This window comes from Chitinolyticbacter meiyuanensis (assembly GCF_008033135.1).
Taxonomy (GTDB): domain Bacteria; phylum Pseudomonadota; class Gammaproteobacteria; order Burkholderiales; family Chitinibacteraceae; genus Chitinolyticbacter; species Chitinolyticbacter meiyuanensis.
On sequence record NZ_CP041335.1, the window covers coordinates 2,903,085 to 2,918,683 of the forward strand.

Below are 15,599 nucleotides of genomic sequence, written 5' to 3' on the forward strand. Positions count from 1 at the left end.
TTTTCACCCAAGGAAACCTCACGATGACCATCATCATCACTGCTTTCGAGCGTTCGCCAGACGGTGGCAAAGGCTTGGCCCGCGATACGCGGGTGCGCTGGGCACTGGAGGAAGTGGGGCTAGCCTACGCAGTTCGTCCTGTGTCTTTCCAAGCGATGAAGGAGGCAGCGCATCTGGCGCTGCATCCTTTTTGCCAGATTCCAACGTACGAGGAAGGCGATTTCGCGCTGTTCGAGACCGGCGCGATCGTGTTTCACATTGCCGAGCGCCATGCGGGATTGTGGCCCTTTGAATCGGAAGCGCGCGCGCGGGCAATCATGTGGATGTTCGCCGCGCTCAGCACCGTGGAGCCGCCGATCCTTGAACTCGCCAATGCCACATTGCTGGAGAGGGACAAACCCTGGAGCCAGGAGCGCCTGCCGCTGGTGCAGGATCGCGTACGCGATCGGCTGCGACAGCTTGCTGCCCGGCTCGGCGAGGCCAGCTGGCTGGATGGCGCATTCAGCGCCGGAGACCTGCTGATGGTGTCGGTGCTGCTGAGGCTGAGATCATCCGGCCTGCTGGACGAGTTCGCCAACCTCGCCGCCTATGTTGCCCGTGGTGAAGCAAGGCCTGCCTACCAGCGTGCTTTCACCGCGCAATTGGCGATCAATGCGCCCAAGCCATCCGCCGGCTGAAGGCATTCATTCCAATCTGCTTGCAACGTTGCCCCTACACCGCTACGCCTTCACGAAGCCTATGCATGCTCTCAAAGCCTTCCATTGCGCCAGCGTGATGCTACTGGTGTCCTTGCCAGCCGCTGCAACTCCAAATCCATGGGTGGAATTGCAAGTAGTCTCCACCAAAACGTCCTCACCCCTCCGGGTCAAGCTGCTGGAAAACCAGGCGCAGGCGCTGAACACCGAAGAGACCGTAGGCAACAGCAACACGCAGCCAAATCCGCGCCCCAGGAAAATAGTGATAGAAGCCGCAAGCAGCGGCAAACCTTCGAAGCAACGGGTTTGGGAACTGGCCATTCCCAGCAAGACTATCGAAGGCGATCCTTGCTCGGTGGTAGGGGTATCCGATTTATCGGTAGACGGGCAGATCGTTACCGTGGAGCTGGACTACCAGTTTGCCTGTGGCGCGGGCTCCAGTATCGTCGTTACGCACAAGCTACGCGCCGCCGGGGACGCATTGACCATCGATTCAATAACACTCATCGACATATCGCGGGATGGTGAGCGATCCACGCAGGTCGATTTCCGTAAGGGTGAAATCGTGTACGCGTTTGATGCGCCTGAATTGGTGGCACCCAAGGCACCTGTACGCCGCCACTTCAAACCGCATGCCGCCCCATTTGACACCCGTATGCTGCTGCGTTGCCCGTCCCCGCTACAGGGCCACGAAATGCCAGCTTGCAGGAGTGGCCCGCTCAAGCGTTAACGGCCGCACTGCGTCGGCCTCACCTCCACGCTGCCCGCCCTATCCTTTGATGAATCGAGCGTGTCCACATCATGCACATCCTCACCGCCACCTCCGCCCACGCCGAACAGATCGCCACGCTGCATGCAGTCAGTTGGGCGAGCACCTATGGCAGCGTGTTGTCTGCGGACTATCTGCGCGAGGTTGCACCGGCAGAGCGACAAACGCTGTGGCAGCAGCGTTTTGCCAACCCGAAGGCCAATCAGCGGGTGCTGGTGGCAGAAAATGACGGCCACGTGGCGGGGTTCGCCTGCTGTTACGTGGCTGAACATCCGGCCTGGGGCCACTATCTGGATAACTTGCACGTAGCGGCTACGCACCAGGGCCAAGGGCTGGGGCAGGGCCTGCTGTGCAGCGCGGCGCGGCTTTGCGAGCAGGCCAGCCCTGGCCTGGGGATGTATCTGCTGGTCAACCAAGCCAATAGCCGGGCGCAGCGCTTTTACCTGAGCCTCGGCGCACAGAACGAACAGGCTTCGGTGTGGCACGCGCCCGATGGCTCCGTGGTGCCCACCTTCGTATTCCGCTGGCCGTCGGCCGCAGCATTGGCGGCGCTGGCCCTGCCCTGATCGCCGTGTGGGTGCGGGTGTGCAGCGCCAAAGCTAGCGCCACCTCCCCCGTTCAAACGCCGTGCTGCTTGAACCACGCCTGCAGCCGCTGCCAGCCATCGGCGGCCGCTTCGGCGCGGTAGCTCGGTCGGTAGTCGGCATAAAAGGCGTGGGGGGTATCGGGGTAGACGTGGACCGTAGAGACGCTGCCCACCTTGGCCAGTGCCTGCTGCAGCTGCGCCACCGTATCGAGCGGAATACCGGTATCGGCGCCGCCATAAAGGCCCAGCACCGGCGCCAGCAGTTTGCCGGCTACATCAAGGGGGAAGCGCGGCTGGTTAGCCGTCGATTCGCCAACCAGCCGGCCATACCACGCTACGGCAGCCTTAAGCCGGGGCTGGTGCGCCGCATACAGCCAGGTGATGCGGCCACCCCAGCAAAAGCCGGTGACCGCCACGCGGTCGATATCACCGCCGTGCTGCGTAGCCCAGGCCAGCGCGGCATCGAGGTCGGCCAGCACCTGCTCGTCCGGCACGCTGGCCACCACGGGGCGGATCTCTTCGATATTGGCCAGCTGCTTCACATCGCCCTGGCGCTCGAACAGCTCGGGCGCGATGGCGAGGTAACCCAGCTTGGCAAACCGCCGCGCCACGTCGCGGATATGTTCGTGTACACCAAAGATTTCGTGGATCACCAGCACCACCGGATACGGTCCCAGGCCTTGCGGGGCGGCGCGGTAGGCGTTGTAGGGGCCGGCCGGTGCGTCGATGCGGATGTCGCCCTCGACGAGACCGGTGGCGTCGGTGTGGATCTGGGTGGGGCTGGCCGGTTGTACGGCCTGGGCGAGCGGGGTCTGGCTCATGATTGCATTCCTTGTGGCAGAAGCGCGCCCTGTGGCGGCGCGCGGTATGGGGTAAGCAGGCTGAAAATGGCGGCGCAGCACGCGGTAGCGGCGCCGAGCACGAAATAGGTGGTATGAAAGGCCGGCAGCAAATCGCCCTGGCTGCCGACGAAGGCGCCCAGCAGCAGGCCGGCCACTGCCACCCCCAGGCTGCGCGAGAGCTGCATCACCACCGAGAGGGCACTGTTGCCGGCGCTGGCGTGCTCGTCTGGCAGCTCTTGCAGCGTGATGGTGTTCATCAGCGTGAACTGCAGCGAATTGGCCGCGCCGAACACGGTGAGCAGCACCAGCAGCGCGGGCAGCGGCGTGGCGGCATCGATGAAACCAAAGCTGGCGATCAATGCACCGACCAGCACCGTGTTGCCGGCCAGCAGCCGGCGAAAACCAAAGCGCTCGACCAGCGGGTGCACCAGCGGCTTCACGGTGAGCGCCGCGGCGGCCAGTGGAATCATGGTGAGCCCTGCTTGCGAGGCCGGGTAGCCCAGGCCCACTTGCAGCAGCAGCGGCGTGAGAAAAGGCATGGCGCCGCCCCCGAAGCGTGCCAACAGGCCCCCGGTCACGCCGATGGTGAACCAGCGCGAGCGAAACAGGCGTGGGCTGAATAGCGGAGCCTCACTGCGCCGCGCGTGCAGCGCGTAGGCGATCAGGCTGGTGACGCCGCAGCCGAATAGCAGGCCGCACAGCAGGCGGTTGAAATGCAGCTCGCCCAGCCCTTCCAACGCCAGCGATACCAGCACCATGGCATTGGCAAACAGGATGAAGCCCACCCAGTCGAAGCGCTCCGCCGGGCCACGCAAATCCGGCATCAGCCGATGCGCCACCACGATGCCGATCACGCCGATGGGCAGGTTGATCAGGAAGATCCAATGCCAGGTGGCTACCTCCACCAGCCAGCCGCCCAGTGCCGGGCCGATCAACGGGCCGACGAGGCCGGGCATGGTGACGAAGCTCATCGCCTGTACCAGCTGCGCGCGTGGATAGGTGCGCAGCACCGCCAGCCGGCCCACCGGCATCATCAGTGCACCACCCAACCCTTGCAGCACGCGCGCGGCCACCAGCACCGGCAGGCTTTGCGCCTGCGCGCAGGCGAGCGAGCCCAGCGTGAACAACGCGATGGCCCAGGCAAATACCCGGCGCGTGCCCCAGCGATCGGCGATCCAGCCCGAGGCCGGGATCAATATGGCCACGGTCAGCATGTAGGCGATCAGCACAGAATGCATGCGCAGCGGGCTTTCGCCCAGGCTCTGCGCCATGGCCGGCAAGGCGGTGTTGAGGATGGTCATGTCCAGCGCCTGCATGAAGAAGGCGATGGCGACCACCCACAGCAGCACGCGTGCGGACGGGCTGGGTGCGGCCGGCGTGGCGGGCATCAGGCCGCCAGCTTGCGCGTCAGCGTGATCAGCGCAGCCACCTGCACATGCAGGGCGGTGCGCTGCTTGTCGTCGATCAACTCGCCCTCGGGCGAGAACGCCTGCTGCGCCACCGGCACTGCCACGTGTTGCGGCAGCACGATGGCGTTGAGCGACGTGAGGATTTCGCGGGTATGGCGCAAGGCGCGCTGCCCGGCGAGGCTGCCGGGCGAAGTGGAGAGCAGCAGCGCCGTCTTATTGGCGTAGGGCTCGATCGCCTTGACGCTGTCGTCCTTGCGTGACACCCAATCGAGCACGTTCTTGAGCAGCGGCGTGATCGAGCCGTTGTACTCGGGGTTGGCGATGACGAAGCCGCTGTGCGCGGCAAACAGCTTGCGCAAGGCGCGGGCATTTTCCGGCAGGCCCTGTGCCTCCAGATCGCCGTCGTAAATCGGCAGCGGGTAGTCGGCCAGGTTGAGCCAGGTGTAGGCCGCGCCTTGGCGTTGCAGTTCGTCGGCGGCGGCACGGGCCAGCTTGATGTGAAAGGAATCACGACGGATGGAGCCGGAAAAAACGAGCAAGGTCATGGTCGGTTCTATGCGGGTGCGGCTTCTGCCGCGATGGAAGGAACAAGGCCCAGCGTGATCTGCGGGCCCTGGGTCAAGGTGCGGTGCAGCTTGCAGGCGCGGGCGGCGGCCAGCAGCCGTTGCCGCTGACCGTCGTCGAGCTCGCCTTCGAGCACGATATCGAGGCGGATTTCGGCGACGCGCGATGGCGCGGCCACTTCGATGCCGGTGGCTTCGATGCGCACGTCGGCGAGCGCAATGCCATGGTTGTGCGCGTAGCCGCGCACGGTGCCAGCGGTACATGCCGCCAGCGCGCCCAGCAGCAATTCACCGGCGCGAAAGGCGTCGTTGGCATCGCTGCCATCGGCTGCGCGGCCCATGTGGGTAACGGCGTCACGCGCCTCTATGCGCAGGTAGCCGTTGTCCGCCGCGCGCACGGTCACGCCGATCTGGTGGGTATCTGCCATCGCCGCCTCAGAACGGCCGGCTGCCAGCAAGGCTGACGCGCTTGAGCACGCGGCGCTCGGTTTCGGCAAACGCGGCGCGCGAATGCAGCGTGGCCTGGTTGTCCCAGTACACGATGTCGCCAACCTGCCACTTGTGCTCGTAGCGGAAGCGCTCCTGCGTCACGTGCTCGCGCAGCCTGGCGATCAATGCGGCGCCCTCTTCCGCGGCCACGCCGACGACCTCGACCTCGGAGCGGGCAGACAGGAACAGCAGCGGCTTGCCCGAGCTGGGATGCGTGCGCACCAAGGGGTGCGGGAAGCCGGGGCCCAGCGGCTCGATGTCGGGGGTGCGGTATTGCGGCCGGACCTGACCCTTCTGCCGCAGGAAGGGGTTGTAGGTGATCAGCTGCAGACCGTCGATCTTCGCCTTGGTATCGGCATCGAGCGCCTCGTAGGCGGCATTGAGGTTGTACCAGCTGGTATCCCCGCCCACGCTCGGCACTTCCAGCGCATACAGCAGCGAGCCGGCGGACGGCAGCGGCGTCCATTGGTGGTCGATATGCGGGTGCAGCTCGCCGTTGCCGGTGTAGCCGCCTTCCACATTGGCGACAGGCACCACATCCGGCGGAACACCGTCGTTGGCGGCGGAGGCCAGCACCGGCACATCTTCCGGTGGGCGGAACACCGAGCCGAAATAGGTGGTGAAGGCGAGGAAGGCCTCGTCCGACAGCTGCTGCTGCTTGAACACCAGGATGTGGTGATCGTCCAGCGCCTTTTTCAGCGCACGCACCAGCGCGGGCGATAGCGGCCGGTTGGCATCGAGCCCGGTGATCTCGGCACCGAGCGCGGCATCGAGCGGACGGATCGTCACCTCGGACAGGGTTTGCGGCAGCTGGGTCTGGCGGTGTGCTCGTTGCAAGGCCAGCGAGAGTTGGGTGGTCAGCGGATGACTCATGGCAATTCCTCGTTAGTAGCCGGTGCGCTTGTCAACGACGTTGACCAGCGGCCGGCCGGATTGAAAGCGGGAGAGGTTTTCCAGCGCGATGGCGAGCGCGCGTTCCTGGTAGTGCGGGCTGGCACCGGCGGTATGCGCCGTCAGCAGCACATTGGGCAGCCGCCGTAGCGGGTGATCGGCGGGCAGCGGCTCGGGCTCGGTCACATCGAGCCCGGCTCCGGCCAATTTGCCACTGGCAAGCGCGCCGGCGAGCGCAGCGTGATCGACCGATGCGCCCCGCCCCACGTTGTAGAAATGCGCGCCGTGCTTGATTTGCGCGAAGCGCGTGGCATCGAAGAAACCCTGGGTCTGCGGCGTCAGCGGGAGGATGGACACCACGTGATCGGCCGCGGCCAGCGCATCCGGCAACGCGTCGAGCACCACCAGTCGATCCAGGCCCTCAGGCAGCGGTCCACCGATGCGGCGGCGTGCACCGATCACCTTCAACCCCAATGCGGCGGCGCGCGGCGCTAGCGCCTCGGCGATCCGGCCAAAACCGACGATCAGCAGGGTCTGCCCCGCCAGCTCGAACTGCCGTAGCGGCGGGTGGTGCAGCACCTCATTCTGGCCGCGGATCAGCGTGGGCAGGCCGCGGGCGAATGCCAGCAACAGTGATAGTGTGTGCTCGGCAATCTGGATGCCGTGGATGCCACTGGCGTTGGTGAGCACGATGTCGCTATCGATGAAGGACGGCGTCAGCCAGCGATCGACGCCGGCGCCGAAGGCCTGCAGCCAGCGCAAGCGCGGTGCCAATGCCAGCAGGCGATCGCCATCAGGGGTTTCCAGGCCGGGCCAGAGCACGTCGGCATCGGCGAGGATCGAATAGTCGTCGCGCAGCTCGGCAATCTCGATACCGGGCGCCTGCGCCGCGATCCACGCCTGGGCGTGTTCGGGCAGGGGCCGGCCGACCACCAGCTTGCGCAACGGAGAGGCCAGGGTCATGGCACACCTTCGTCAGCTGCAATGGCAGCCGATTCAGCAGAAAGCGTGCCATCGCCTGGAAGCCACGCGCCACCGCGCCCCTGGTGCTGGAGGTCGATGCCGGTCGTGACGACTTTGCAGCATGCCGCGCAATGCACTGCTGCAAAGCCAGCAGCGCCGGCGCGCCCGCAGCGCGCCGGGTAACCCACGGCCCTCGCCCCACCCGCTGTTGATTTCCCAGCAACACCATGCCCGGCTTGCTGGCAAACCCGCAGCACCCACCCACTTATTCCGTAAATTTCTAACAAAACCGTGTTGGCACGGGTTCTGCTTATAACGGACCCAGTGTGATTGTGATCACGCCATCCAGACGCCCCGGCGCCATGCACGGGGACGTCCAATAACCAGGGAGACCCATATGACCCTCAGCAAGCACTGGCTCGGCGCCGGGCTGGTGGCGCTGGCCAGCACTGCCCAAGCCGCCCCAACCACCGAAGAGCTGCAGGCGCAGATCGAAGCGCTGCAGCGCGCGGTCGATGCGCTGCAGCAGCAACTGAGCGCCACCCGCAGCGCGGAGACCACCGTCAAACCACCCAAGGGCGGCGACATCCTCGCCACGCAGACCAGCGCCGAACCGGCCGGCAGCGTGGCCACCAAGGAAGACATCGACGGCCTGCGCTCCGACCTTGAGAACTACAAGTACGAGCAGCAACGCAACCGCGAGACCAAGACCGCGCTGTCCACCCGGGCGCTGACCATCGGCGGCACCGTGCAGGCCCGGATCAGTTACCAGGATGTGCCGACCACCGCCGGCAGCACCGCCGTCACCGACGATCGCTATTCGAACTTCGATGTACCGAGCGCCACGCTGAATTTCAGCGGCAGCCTGTACCGCGACTATGCCGAGGGTCGCAACCTCGACTACCGCCTCGCCTTCGCCTACGCCAAGAACAGCCCCGCCAACAATGGCAGCCAGTTCAACGTCACCGACGCCTACCTGCGCTACAGCCCGTTCCCGACGGTGACCGGCCTCGAAGAGCCCAAGCTCACCTTCACGCTGGGCCAGCAGCAGATCCCGTTCGGCCTCGAAGCCCAGGTGGGCGAAGAACTGCGCCCGGTGGTGAACTCGGCCCAGTTCCTGAACAACCTCGGCGTCGGCAACCGCCAGATCGGCCTGATCCTGCGCGGCGACTACGACCCCTATGTCGACTACGGCTTCAACTACCGCGCGCCGCTGCTGGAATACGCGCTGGGCGTGGTCAACGGCAACGGCCCCAACAAGTCGGACGACAACAACGACAAGGACTGGCTCGCCCGCGCCGCCGTCACCCTGCCGGTCGACTACAACAGCTGGCTGCGCGAGCTCAAGCTCGGTGCCTCCTACTACAAGGGCACCAAGAACATCACGCAGACCCAGGGTGCCACCACCACCGTGGCCCGCCAGGGCAAGAGCGACCGGTTCGGCTTCGACATCTACTACAACCACGATCCGTATGGCTTCACCTACGAGCTGGCCCAGGGTTCAGACGCCCAGCTCAATGGCCCGGAGGTGAAGAGTCGCGGCCAGTACCTGACGCTGTTCTACACCTTCGGCGAACAGTGGGTGAAGAGCTTCCGCGGCCAGGCCAAGTACGACGACTGGTGGCCCAAGTCCTACCAGCTGTTCTCCCGCTGGGATGACTGGGACCCGAACCTCGACAAGGCCGACGACGGCACCACGATCTGGACCGGCGGCCTCAACGTGTTCTTCGCCGAGACCACCAAGTTCCAGTTCAACGTGGCGCACACCCGCTACGAAGACGCGGCCAAGGAGAGCGAGAACCTCTACCTCGCCCAGTTCCAGTTCGGCTTCTAACCCCAGACCGGGCGGCATCGCCGATGCCGCCCACAGCGAAGCGCTTCCCCCAGGGCCTTCACGCGATTTCAACCACCACTTAGTGAGAACGACATGCAACGCATCAAGCTTTTTGCCGCCCTCCTCGGGGTGACCGCATCGCTGTTCGCCCTGCCGGGCAGCGCCTTGGCCGAGGACAAGCCCGCGGTCATCCGCTTTGCCATTCCCGGTGCCGGCACCGGCGGGCGGCCCATCACCGGCGGCAGCTTCCTCTCCACCGCCCACCTGAAAGGCGCACTGGAGCAGGAGTTCAGGAACGACGGCATCAAGGTGCAATGGACGCTCTACCCCGGCGCCGGCCCCGGCGTGAATGAAGCATTCGCCAGCAGCCTCGTCGATTTTTCCGGCCATGGCGATCTGCCGCTGATCGTGGGCCGCTCCACTGGCCTCAAGCACAAGATCGTCCTCAGCTACGGCCGCTTCGGCAACGTGTACTTCGTGGTGCCGGCCGATTCGTCCGCCAAGACCTTGGCCGATCTCAAGGGCAAGCGCATCGCGGTGTTCAAGGGCACGGCAGGCCAGTTGCAGCTGAACCGGGTGTTCGAGAAATACGGCTTCACCGAGAAGGATTTCAAGGTGGTGAGCATGAACACCGACACCACCAAGTCCGCGCTCGCCACCAAGGACATCGACGGCGCCATCGTCACCCCGTTCGATCTGCAGGCACGCGGGGTGGCCCGTGTGCTGTTCGAGATCAAGGACGACCCCAAGCTGTCGGCACCGAGCACGTTCTGGGTGTCCGAAGACTTCGAGAAGAAGTATCCGCAGATCACCCAGCGCGTGGTGACCACGCTCTTGAAGGTGGCACGCTGGAACGCCGATGAGAAGAACCGTACCGAGGTCTTCAAGCTGTGGGCGCAATCCGGCACTGCCTACGACGACTACCTCAGGAGCTGGGACGGCTACACGCTCAAGGAGCGCACCACGCCGCTGCTCGATGACTACTACGTCGCCAGCATCCAGAAATCGATCGATGAGGCCAAGCGGTACAAGTTGATCCGGCGTGACGTCAGCCTCGATGGCTGGATCGAGCCCAAGTACCTGAACCAGGCGCTAAAGGAGCTGAAGCTCGAAGGCTACTGGGATCGCTACGACGTGGCCGGCAACAAGCTGCCGAACAAGCTCGCCCAGCAGTAAACATCCGGCCCGCGGCGCTCTCCCCCGGCCGCCGCGGGCCTTTCCATCCCCATCCCACCAGGACGCAATACCCGATGAAACTCTCGCAATTCATTAAAAAAACCACATTGCTGCTGGGTGCCCTCAGCGGCGCCCTCGCACTAACGCTTTCCAGCCCGGCCCAGGCCGAAGACAAGCCCACCGTGGTGCGCATCGCCTTCTCCGGCGCCGGCACCGGCGGGCGCCCGGTCGGCACCGGCACCACGCTCGCCATCGCCCATCAGCTCGGCAGCATCGAGCAGGCGCTGAAGGCCGACAACATCAAGGTGGTATGGAACTTCTTCCCCGGTGCCGGCCCCGCCACCAACGAGGCGCTCGCCAGCAACCTCGTCGATTTCGCCTATCACGGCGATTTGCCGCTGATCGTCGGCCGCTCTACCGGTCTCAAGCACAAGATCGTTGCGGGCCTGGGCCGCTTCGGCAACACCTACTTCGTGGTGCCGGCCGACTCGTCGGCCAAGAGCCTGGCCGATCTCAAGGGCAAGCGCATCGGTGTGTTCAAGGGCACGGCCGGCCAGCTCACGCTGAACCGTGTGCTGGAGAAATACGGCTTCACCGAGAAGGACTTCAAGGTGGTCAGCATGAACACCGATACCGCCAAGGCCGCACTTGCCACCAAGGATATCGACGGCTACATCACCACGCCGTTCGACCTGGAGGCGCGCGGCATTGCCAAGGTGCTGTTCGAGATCAAGCGTGATCCCAAGATCACCAGCGTCGGCACCTTCTGGGTGACCGATGATTTCGAGAAGAAGTATCCCGCCACCACGCAGAAGGTCGTCACTGCGCTGATCCGCGCCACCCAGTTCGCGTCCGAAGAGAAGAACCGCGACCAGGTGTTCAAGTACTGGGCCGCGGGCGGCTCCACCCCGTATGGCGACTTCCTCAAGACCTGGGATGGCTACACGCTGAAGGAGCGCAACAACCCGCTGCTGGATGAGTACTACGTCGCCTCGCTGAAGAAGGCCATCGATGAGGCCAAGCGCTTCAAGCTGATCCGCCGCGACGTGTCCGTCGAGGGCTGGCTGGAACCGAAATACCTGAACCAGGCGCTGAAGGAGCTCAAGCTCGAACGCTACTGGGACGAGTACGACGCCAACGGCAACATCAAGAAGTAAGAACCTGTTCACGGTCTTTTCACGCCAGCGCCAGCCCGTAAAACGGTCAGGCGCAAGGCGTGGGACGCAGGCAATAACCCAAGTTATTGGTAAGGAGCACAACGCAGTGAATGACCATTTTACGGGCCGGCCCCAGGGGTTCGCGGCATTGCCGACAGCGCGCGGCGTTACGGGCCGCTTGTGGTACCAGTACCACGGCGCGTCTCGTGCCTTGCCCGCTACCGGCACTGCCGCGAACGCTGGCGCGAAAAGATCGTGAACAGGTTCAAAGGTAGAACCCGCGTGCGCAACTTCATCGACCGCCACCGCTTCCTGCTCGCCTTCGTGCTGCTGTCGTCGCTGGCGGGGCTGTCGGTGGGCGTGGCCAAGGTAGCCACCTCGCTGTATGCGCTGCACCTGGCGGCCAGCGACATCGAACTGTCGCTGATCGCCGGGGCGCAGAGCGCCGGCATCCTGTTGATGAGCATGCCCATCGGCGTGCTGGTCGACCAGTTGGGCCCGCTCAAGCTGTTCACCTTCGGCTCGGTGTCGGCAGGTCTGCTCTACCTGCTGACGCCGCTGCTGCCGGTGCCGCTGCTGCTGGCGCTCACCGCAGTGCTGATCAGCTTTTGCATGCCGTGCCGCTTCGTATCGCTGAACGCGGTGTTCATGCAGCAGCTCGACCAGGTGGGCGTGGCCAAGGCCGGCTGGTTCCGTGGCACGCACATGATCGGTTTCTTCCTGCTGGGCCCGGCGCTCGCCGTCGCGCTGATCGCCGCAGTGGACTACTTCGGCACCTACGCCCTCGTCGGCCTGTCGTTCTTCGCCACTGCGGCGCTCGCGCCCCTGGTGATGCGGCACTACACGCCTGCCGCCGGGCGCACGCTGAGCGTGGCCGCTGTGCGCGAGCAGTTCGCGCTGCTCAAGGAGGACCGTGAGCTCGCCCGCATCAGCCTGATCGAGTTCGTGAGCCAGGCCGCCAACCAGTACTACGGCTTCTTCATCGTGGTGATCGCGCTGCGCCAGTTCGATTTCTCGGCCAGCGCCGCCGCCAGCCTCGTCACCGTGCAGGGGGCACTGTTCGTGTTCGCGCTGTTCGCGCTCGGCACGCTGCTGCAGCGGGTCGGCGAGCATCGTTTCTACCAGGCGAGCTTCCTCACCATCGTTGCCGCGCTGCTGTTGCTGGGCCTCTCGCACGGCGCCGCCTGGCTGTGGCTGGGGGGCGCCGCACTGGGCCTGGGGCTGGGGATGATGCAGACGGTGAACATCTCGCGCTTTGCCCGTGCCAGCGCGCGGCTGGGGCGTGGCCGCGTGGCCGGGGTGAACGCCTTCGTCGGCCCGGCCGGCGGCCTCGTTGGCAGCGTGGCGGGCGGCTGGCTCGGCCAGTCCTTCGGCCTGCAATCGACTTTCGTGCTGCTGGCGCCAGTGTTCCTGCTACTGAGCTGTCGCATGTGGCTGCTGGCCCGCCAGGCCCCGGCACTGGCGCTCTCGCTGCCCGATTTCCAAGGAGTCCAAGATGAGTAGCCTCACCACGGCGGTCGACAGCATCGCGCTGCCGTCGCCCGCTTCCAACCTGCTGCCCTGGCTGGCCCGGCTGGGCCGCTATGCGGGGATCGCCGTCGCTGGCGCCATCCTGCCGTTGTCGCTGTTCGCGCTGTGGCAATACGCGGTGGACCAGCAATGGCTGGCCGAGCAGATCCTGCCACCGCCCGCGCTTGTCTGGCAGTCGCTCGTCGAGCTGTGGGACAGCGGCGAGCTGCTTGAGCACCTGACCATCAGCCTCTCGCGCGTGGCGTGGAGCTTCGCCATCGGTGGTGGCAGCGGCCTCGTGCTCGGCATCGCGCTCGGCCTGTCGCGCCAGGTGCGCGCCTATGTGCATCCCACCTTCTCGGTGGTGTCGCAATTCCCGGTGGTGGGCTGGATTCCGCTCTTGATCATCTTCCTTGGCATCGACGAGGCGCTGAAGATCGCCGCGATCTCGCTCGCCGTGGTGGTGCCGGTGGCGGTGAACACCTACAAGGGCATCGCCAACATTCCGCGCGCCTGGCTGGAAGTGGGTCGCGTCTACGGCTTCTCGCTGCCGCAGACCCTCGCCCGCGTGGTGGCACCCGCCGCGGCGCCCAGCGTGTTCAACGGCCTGCGCCAGGGCGTGATGCAGGCATGGTTGACGCTGGTGTTCGTCGAGCTGCTCGCCTCCAGCGAAGGCATCGGCTACCTGATGGTGTGGGGTCGCCAGCTGTTGCAGCTCGATCTGGTCGTCGTCGCCATGATCGCCATCGGCGCAGTGGGCCTCGTGCTCGATCTGTCGCTGCGTTTCATCGAATCCCGCGTGCTCGGCTGGCGCCGCAGCGCATTCTGAGGAACACGCCATGAGCCTCAACCCTGCTTCCCGCGACTGGCGTGGCCTGGTGCTGCCGGTCGTGTTCATCGCCGTATGGGCACTGGTCACCCACGTCGGTTGGGTCAACACCCGGCTGATCGTGCCTCCGGAAAAGGTGCTGGTCGTCGCCTGGGACTACATCGTGCACGGCCCCTTCATCAGGGCGCTGCTGGCCAGCCTGTGGCGCGATGGCGCCGGCTTCGTGACCGGCAGCCTTGCCGGCATCGCGCTCGGCAGCCTGCTCGGCGTATCGGGCTGGGCCGAGCGGCTGATCGGGCCGACCTTTCACACGATCAAGCAGATCTCGCTGTTTGCGTGGATTCCGCTGTTGTCGATCTGGCTCGGCTACAACGACACCTCGCGCATCGTGTTCGTCGCCGTCTCGGTGTTCTACCCGGTGACGCTCGCCACCTTCGAGGGCGTGAAGAGCGTGACGCGCGCCCAGGTGGAAGTGGCGCAGGTCTATGCCTTCAGCCGCAGCCAGCTGTTCACCCGGCTGATCCTGCCGGCCGCCTCGCCGCAGATCATCACCGGCCTCAACCTTGGCCTTGTCTACGCCTGGCTCGCCACCATCGGCGCCGAGTTCCTGCTGCCCGCCTACGGCGAAGTGGGCCTCGGCGACACGGTGATCCGCGGCCGCGCCGCCTTCAATGTCGAGCTTGTCATCTTCGGCATGGTGCTGATCGGCCTGGTCGGCGCCCTGCTCAATCAGCTTGCCACCCGCCTCGAAGCCCATGCGCTGCGCTGGCGCGGCGACCGGTGAGGAAAATCGATCATGAACCATCTATTCCAACGTTTGACCACCACGGCGCTGTTCGCCGTCGCCACCCTGACCGCGCACGCCAGCGCATTGCCGCCCGTGGTGCGCATTGGCGTCGCTTCGCCATCGGTGGGCAACCCGCCGGTCTACACCACGGGCTCGATCGGCCTCGCCCGGCACAAGGGCTGGATCGATGCCGAGTTCAAGGGCACCAGCACCCGCATCGAGTGGTTCTTCTTCAAGGGCGCTGGCCCCGCCGTGACCGAGGCACTCACCAACAACCAGCTCGACGTGGTGTTCCAGGGCGACTTGCCGTCCATCATGGCCAAGGCCGCCGGGCTCAATACCCGGCTGGTGCTGCCGGTGGCGATCCGCTCCAACGTCTACCTGCTGGTGCCACCCGATTCCAAGATCCGCGGCGTAGCCGACCTGAAGGGCAAGCGGGTATCGCTGTTCCGTGGCACCAATGCCCATCTGCCGATCAACCGCATCCTGGCCGCGCATGGTCTCAAGGAGCGTGACATCCGGCTGATCAACTTCGACAACGCTTCCGCCCAGGCGGCACTGACCACCCGGGATATCGATGCCGCCTTCGTCGGCGTGGAATCGCTGAAGCTGGTCGACAAGGGTGTTGCACGCGTTGCCTACAGTACCCAGAACCAGCCGCCGGTCTACACCCGGCAGAGCGGCCTCTTGGCCACCGACGAGTTCGCGCGGCGCTATCCGGATGCGGTGCAGCGCGTGGTGCGCGGCGTGGTGCGCTCGGCGCACTGGGCCTCGCAGGAGGAACACCGTACCGAGGTGTTCAAGACCTGGGCGCTGATGGGCTACCCGGTCTCGGTGTTCGAGACCGACTACGCCAAGCAGCCGTTGAAGGAGCGCCTGTCACCCCTGTTCGATCCCTTCCTCGTCGGCCGCTACAAGGATGCCGTTGCCGGCGCCAGGGAATTCAAGCTGGCACGGGGCGATGTCGACGTCGATCGCTGGATCGATCGCCGTTTCGTCGATGCCGCCCTCAAGGACCTGAAGCTCACCGGCTACTGGCAGCCGCTGAATGCCCAGGGCAAGCCACTGACCACGCAGACCGCCGCGCGCTGAAGGAGCCC

16 protein-coding genes are annotated in these 15,599 nt (G+C 65.4%); 10 read left to right on the forward strand and 6 right to left on the reverse strand.

Features of this window, described 5'->3' with window-relative positions; all coding sequences use genetic code 11:
- Positions 1-23: 23 nt before the first annotated feature.
- The 3 genes from FLM21_RS13795 (at position 24) to FLM21_RS13805 (ending at position 2,030) form a co-directional block, all read left to right on the forward strand.
- Positions 24-677, forward strand: a complete 654-nt coding sequence (locus FLM21_RS13795) for a glutathione S-transferase family protein (protein ID WP_148716121.1) — start codon at positions 24-26, stop codon at positions 675-677.
- Between the two features lie 61 nt (positions 678-738).
- On the forward strand, positions 739-1,425 hold the full coding sequence (locus FLM21_RS13800; protein ID WP_148716122.1) for a hypothetical protein: 687 nt from the start codon (positions 739-741) through the stop codon (positions 1,423-1,425).
- A 71-nt stretch (positions 1,426-1,496) separates the two neighbouring features.
- Complete coding sequence (locus FLM21_RS13805; protein WP_148716123.1) at positions 1,497-2,030, forward strand: GNAT family N-acetyltransferase; 534 nt, start codon at positions 1,497-1,499, stop codon at positions 2,028-2,030.
- 52 nt (positions 2,031-2,082) lie between these two features.
- Here FLM21_RS13805 and FLM21_RS13810 read toward each other — a convergent pair whose 3' ends face one another.
- The 6 genes from FLM21_RS13810 to FLM21_RS13835 are packed head-to-tail and all read right to left on the reverse strand — an operon-like array spanning position 2,083 to position 7,207.
- Entirely contained in the window at positions 2,083-2,871 is a 789-nt protein-coding gene (locus FLM21_RS13810) for a dienelactone hydrolase family protein (protein ID WP_148716124.1), read from the reverse strand.
- Positions 2,868-4,280: a multidrug transporter subunit MdtD gene (gene mdtD / locus FLM21_RS13815; protein ID WP_148716125.1), complete on the reverse strand. Its 1,413-nt coding sequence runs from the start codon at positions 4,278-4,280 to the stop codon at positions 2,868-2,870. The genes FLM21_RS13810 and mdtD overlap by 4 nt, the downstream gene beginning before the upstream one ends.
- Complete coding sequence (locus FLM21_RS13820) at positions 4,280-4,846, reverse strand: NADPH-dependent FMN reductase (RefSeq protein WP_148716126.1); 567 nt, start codon at positions 4,844-4,846, stop codon at positions 4,280-4,282. Before FLM21_RS13820 ends, mdtD begins: the two co-directional genes overlap by 1 nt.
- 8 nt (positions 4,847-4,854) lie before the next feature.
- Positions 4,855-5,292, reverse strand: coding sequence for an OsmC family protein (locus FLM21_RS13825; RefSeq protein ID WP_148716127.1), 438 nt, complete (start codon positions 5,290-5,292; stop codon positions 4,855-4,857).
- Positions 5,293-5,299: 7 nt separating this feature from the next.
- Entirely contained in the window at positions 5,300-6,226 is a 927-nt protein-coding gene (locus FLM21_RS13830; RefSeq protein WP_148716128.1) for a TauD/TfdA dioxygenase family protein, read from the reverse strand.
- A 12-nt stretch (positions 6,227-6,238) separates the two neighbouring features.
- Positions 6,239-7,207, reverse strand: a complete 969-nt coding sequence (locus tag FLM21_RS13835) for a D-2-hydroxyacid dehydrogenase (RefSeq protein WP_148716129.1) — start codon at positions 7,205-7,207, stop codon at positions 6,239-6,241.
- 397 nt (positions 7,208-7,604) lie between these two features.
- Here FLM21_RS13835 and FLM21_RS13840 point away from each other — a divergent pair, with 397 nt between their 5' ends.
- The 7 genes from FLM21_RS13840 (at position 7,605) to FLM21_RS13870 (ending at position 15,591) form a co-directional block, all read left to right on the forward strand.
- Complete coding sequence (locus FLM21_RS13840) at positions 7,605-9,041, forward strand: porin family protein (RefSeq protein ID WP_148716130.1); 1,437 nt, start codon at positions 7,605-7,607, stop codon at positions 9,039-9,041.
- A gap of 93 nt (positions 9,042-9,134) precedes the next feature.
- Positions 9,135-10,217: an ABC transporter substrate-binding protein gene (locus FLM21_RS13845; protein ID WP_148716131.1), complete on the forward strand. Its 1,083-nt coding sequence runs from the start codon at positions 9,135-9,137 to the stop codon at positions 10,215-10,217.
- A gap of 74 nt (positions 10,218-10,291) precedes the next feature.
- Positions 10,292-11,374: an ABC transporter substrate-binding protein gene (locus tag FLM21_RS13850; RefSeq protein ID WP_148716132.1), complete on the forward strand. Its 1,083-nt coding sequence runs from the start codon at positions 10,292-10,294 to the stop codon at positions 11,372-11,374.
- 282 nt (positions 11,375-11,656) lie between these two features.
- Entirely contained in the window at positions 11,657-12,877 is a 1,221-nt protein-coding gene (locus FLM21_RS13855; RefSeq protein WP_148716133.1) for an MFS transporter, read from the forward strand.
- Entirely contained in the window at positions 12,870-13,712 is an 843-nt protein-coding gene (locus tag FLM21_RS13860; protein WP_148716134.1) for an ABC transporter permease, read from the forward strand. Before FLM21_RS13855 ends, FLM21_RS13860 begins: the two co-directional genes overlap by 8 nt.
- A gap of 10 nt (positions 13,713-13,722) precedes the next feature.
- Positions 13,723-14,496, forward strand: coding sequence for an ABC transporter permease (locus FLM21_RS13865; RefSeq protein ID WP_148716135.1), 774 nt, complete (start codon positions 13,723-13,725; stop codon positions 14,494-14,496).
- A gap of 12 nt (positions 14,497-14,508) precedes the next feature.
- The gene (locus tag FLM21_RS13870) at positions 14,509-15,591 is read left to right on the forward strand and encodes an ABC transporter substrate-binding protein (RefSeq protein WP_148716136.1); all 1,083 of its coding nucleotides are present in this window, start codon (positions 14,509-14,511) and stop codon (positions 15,589-15,591) included.
- Positions 15,592-15,599: the final 8 nt, after the last annotated feature.

What these genes read in the sequence shown, in the direction of transcription:
- FLM21_RS13795 (WP_148716121.1), top strand. Translation starts at nt 24, where the DNA reads ATGACCATCATCATCACTGCTTTCGAGCGTTCGCCAGACGGTGGCAAA.
- FLM21_RS13800 (WP_148716122.1), top strand. Translation starts at nt 739, where the DNA reads ATGCATGCTCTCAAAGCCTTCCATTGCGCCAGCGTGATGCTACTGGTG.
- FLM21_RS13805 (WP_148716123.1), top strand. Translation starts at nt 1,497, where the DNA reads ATGCACATCCTCACCGCCACCTCCGCCCACGCCGAACAGATCGCCACG.
- FLM21_RS13810 (WP_148716124.1), bottom strand. Translation starts at nt 2,871, where the DNA reads ATGAGCCAGACCCCGCTCGCCCAGGCCGTACAACCGGCCAGCCCCACC.
- mdtD (WP_148716125.1), bottom strand. Translation starts at nt 4,280, where the DNA reads ATGCCCGCCACGCCGGCCGCACCCAGCCCGTCCGCACGCGTGCTGCTG.
- FLM21_RS13820 (WP_148716126.1), bottom strand. Translation starts at nt 4,846, where the DNA reads ATGACCTTGCTCGTTTTTTCCGGCTCCATCCGTCGTGATTCCTTTCAC.
- FLM21_RS13825 (WP_148716127.1), bottom strand. Translation starts at nt 5,292, where the DNA reads ATGGCAGATACCCACCAGATCGGCGTGACCGTGCGCGCGGCGGACAAC.
- FLM21_RS13830 (WP_148716128.1), bottom strand. Translation starts at nt 6,226, where the DNA reads ATGAGTCATCCGCTGACCACCCAACTCTCGCTGGCCTTGCAACGAGCA.
- FLM21_RS13835 (WP_148716129.1), bottom strand. Translation starts at nt 7,207, where the DNA reads ATGACCCTGGCCTCTCCGTTGCGCAAGCTGGTGGTCGGCCGGCCCCTG.
- FLM21_RS13840 (WP_148716130.1), top strand. Translation starts at nt 7,605, where the DNA reads ATGACCCTCAGCAAGCACTGGCTCGGCGCCGGGCTGGTGGCGCTGGCC.
- FLM21_RS13845 (WP_148716131.1), top strand. Translation starts at nt 9,135, where the DNA reads ATGCAACGCATCAAGCTTTTTGCCGCCCTCCTCGGGGTGACCGCATCG.
- FLM21_RS13850 (WP_148716132.1), top strand. Translation starts at nt 10,292, where the DNA reads ATGAAACTCTCGCAATTCATTAAAAAAACCACATTGCTGCTGGGTGCC.
- FLM21_RS13860 (WP_148716134.1), top strand. Translation starts at nt 12,870, where the DNA reads ATGAGTAGCCTCACCACGGCGGTCGACAGCATCGCGCTGCCGTCGCCC.
- FLM21_RS13865 (WP_148716135.1), top strand. Translation starts at nt 13,723, where the DNA reads ATGAGCCTCAACCCTGCTTCCCGCGACTGGCGTGGCCTGGTGCTGCCG.
- FLM21_RS13870 (WP_148716136.1), top strand. Translation starts at nt 14,509, where the DNA reads ATGAACCATCTATTCCAACGTTTGACCACCACGGCGCTGTTCGCCGTC.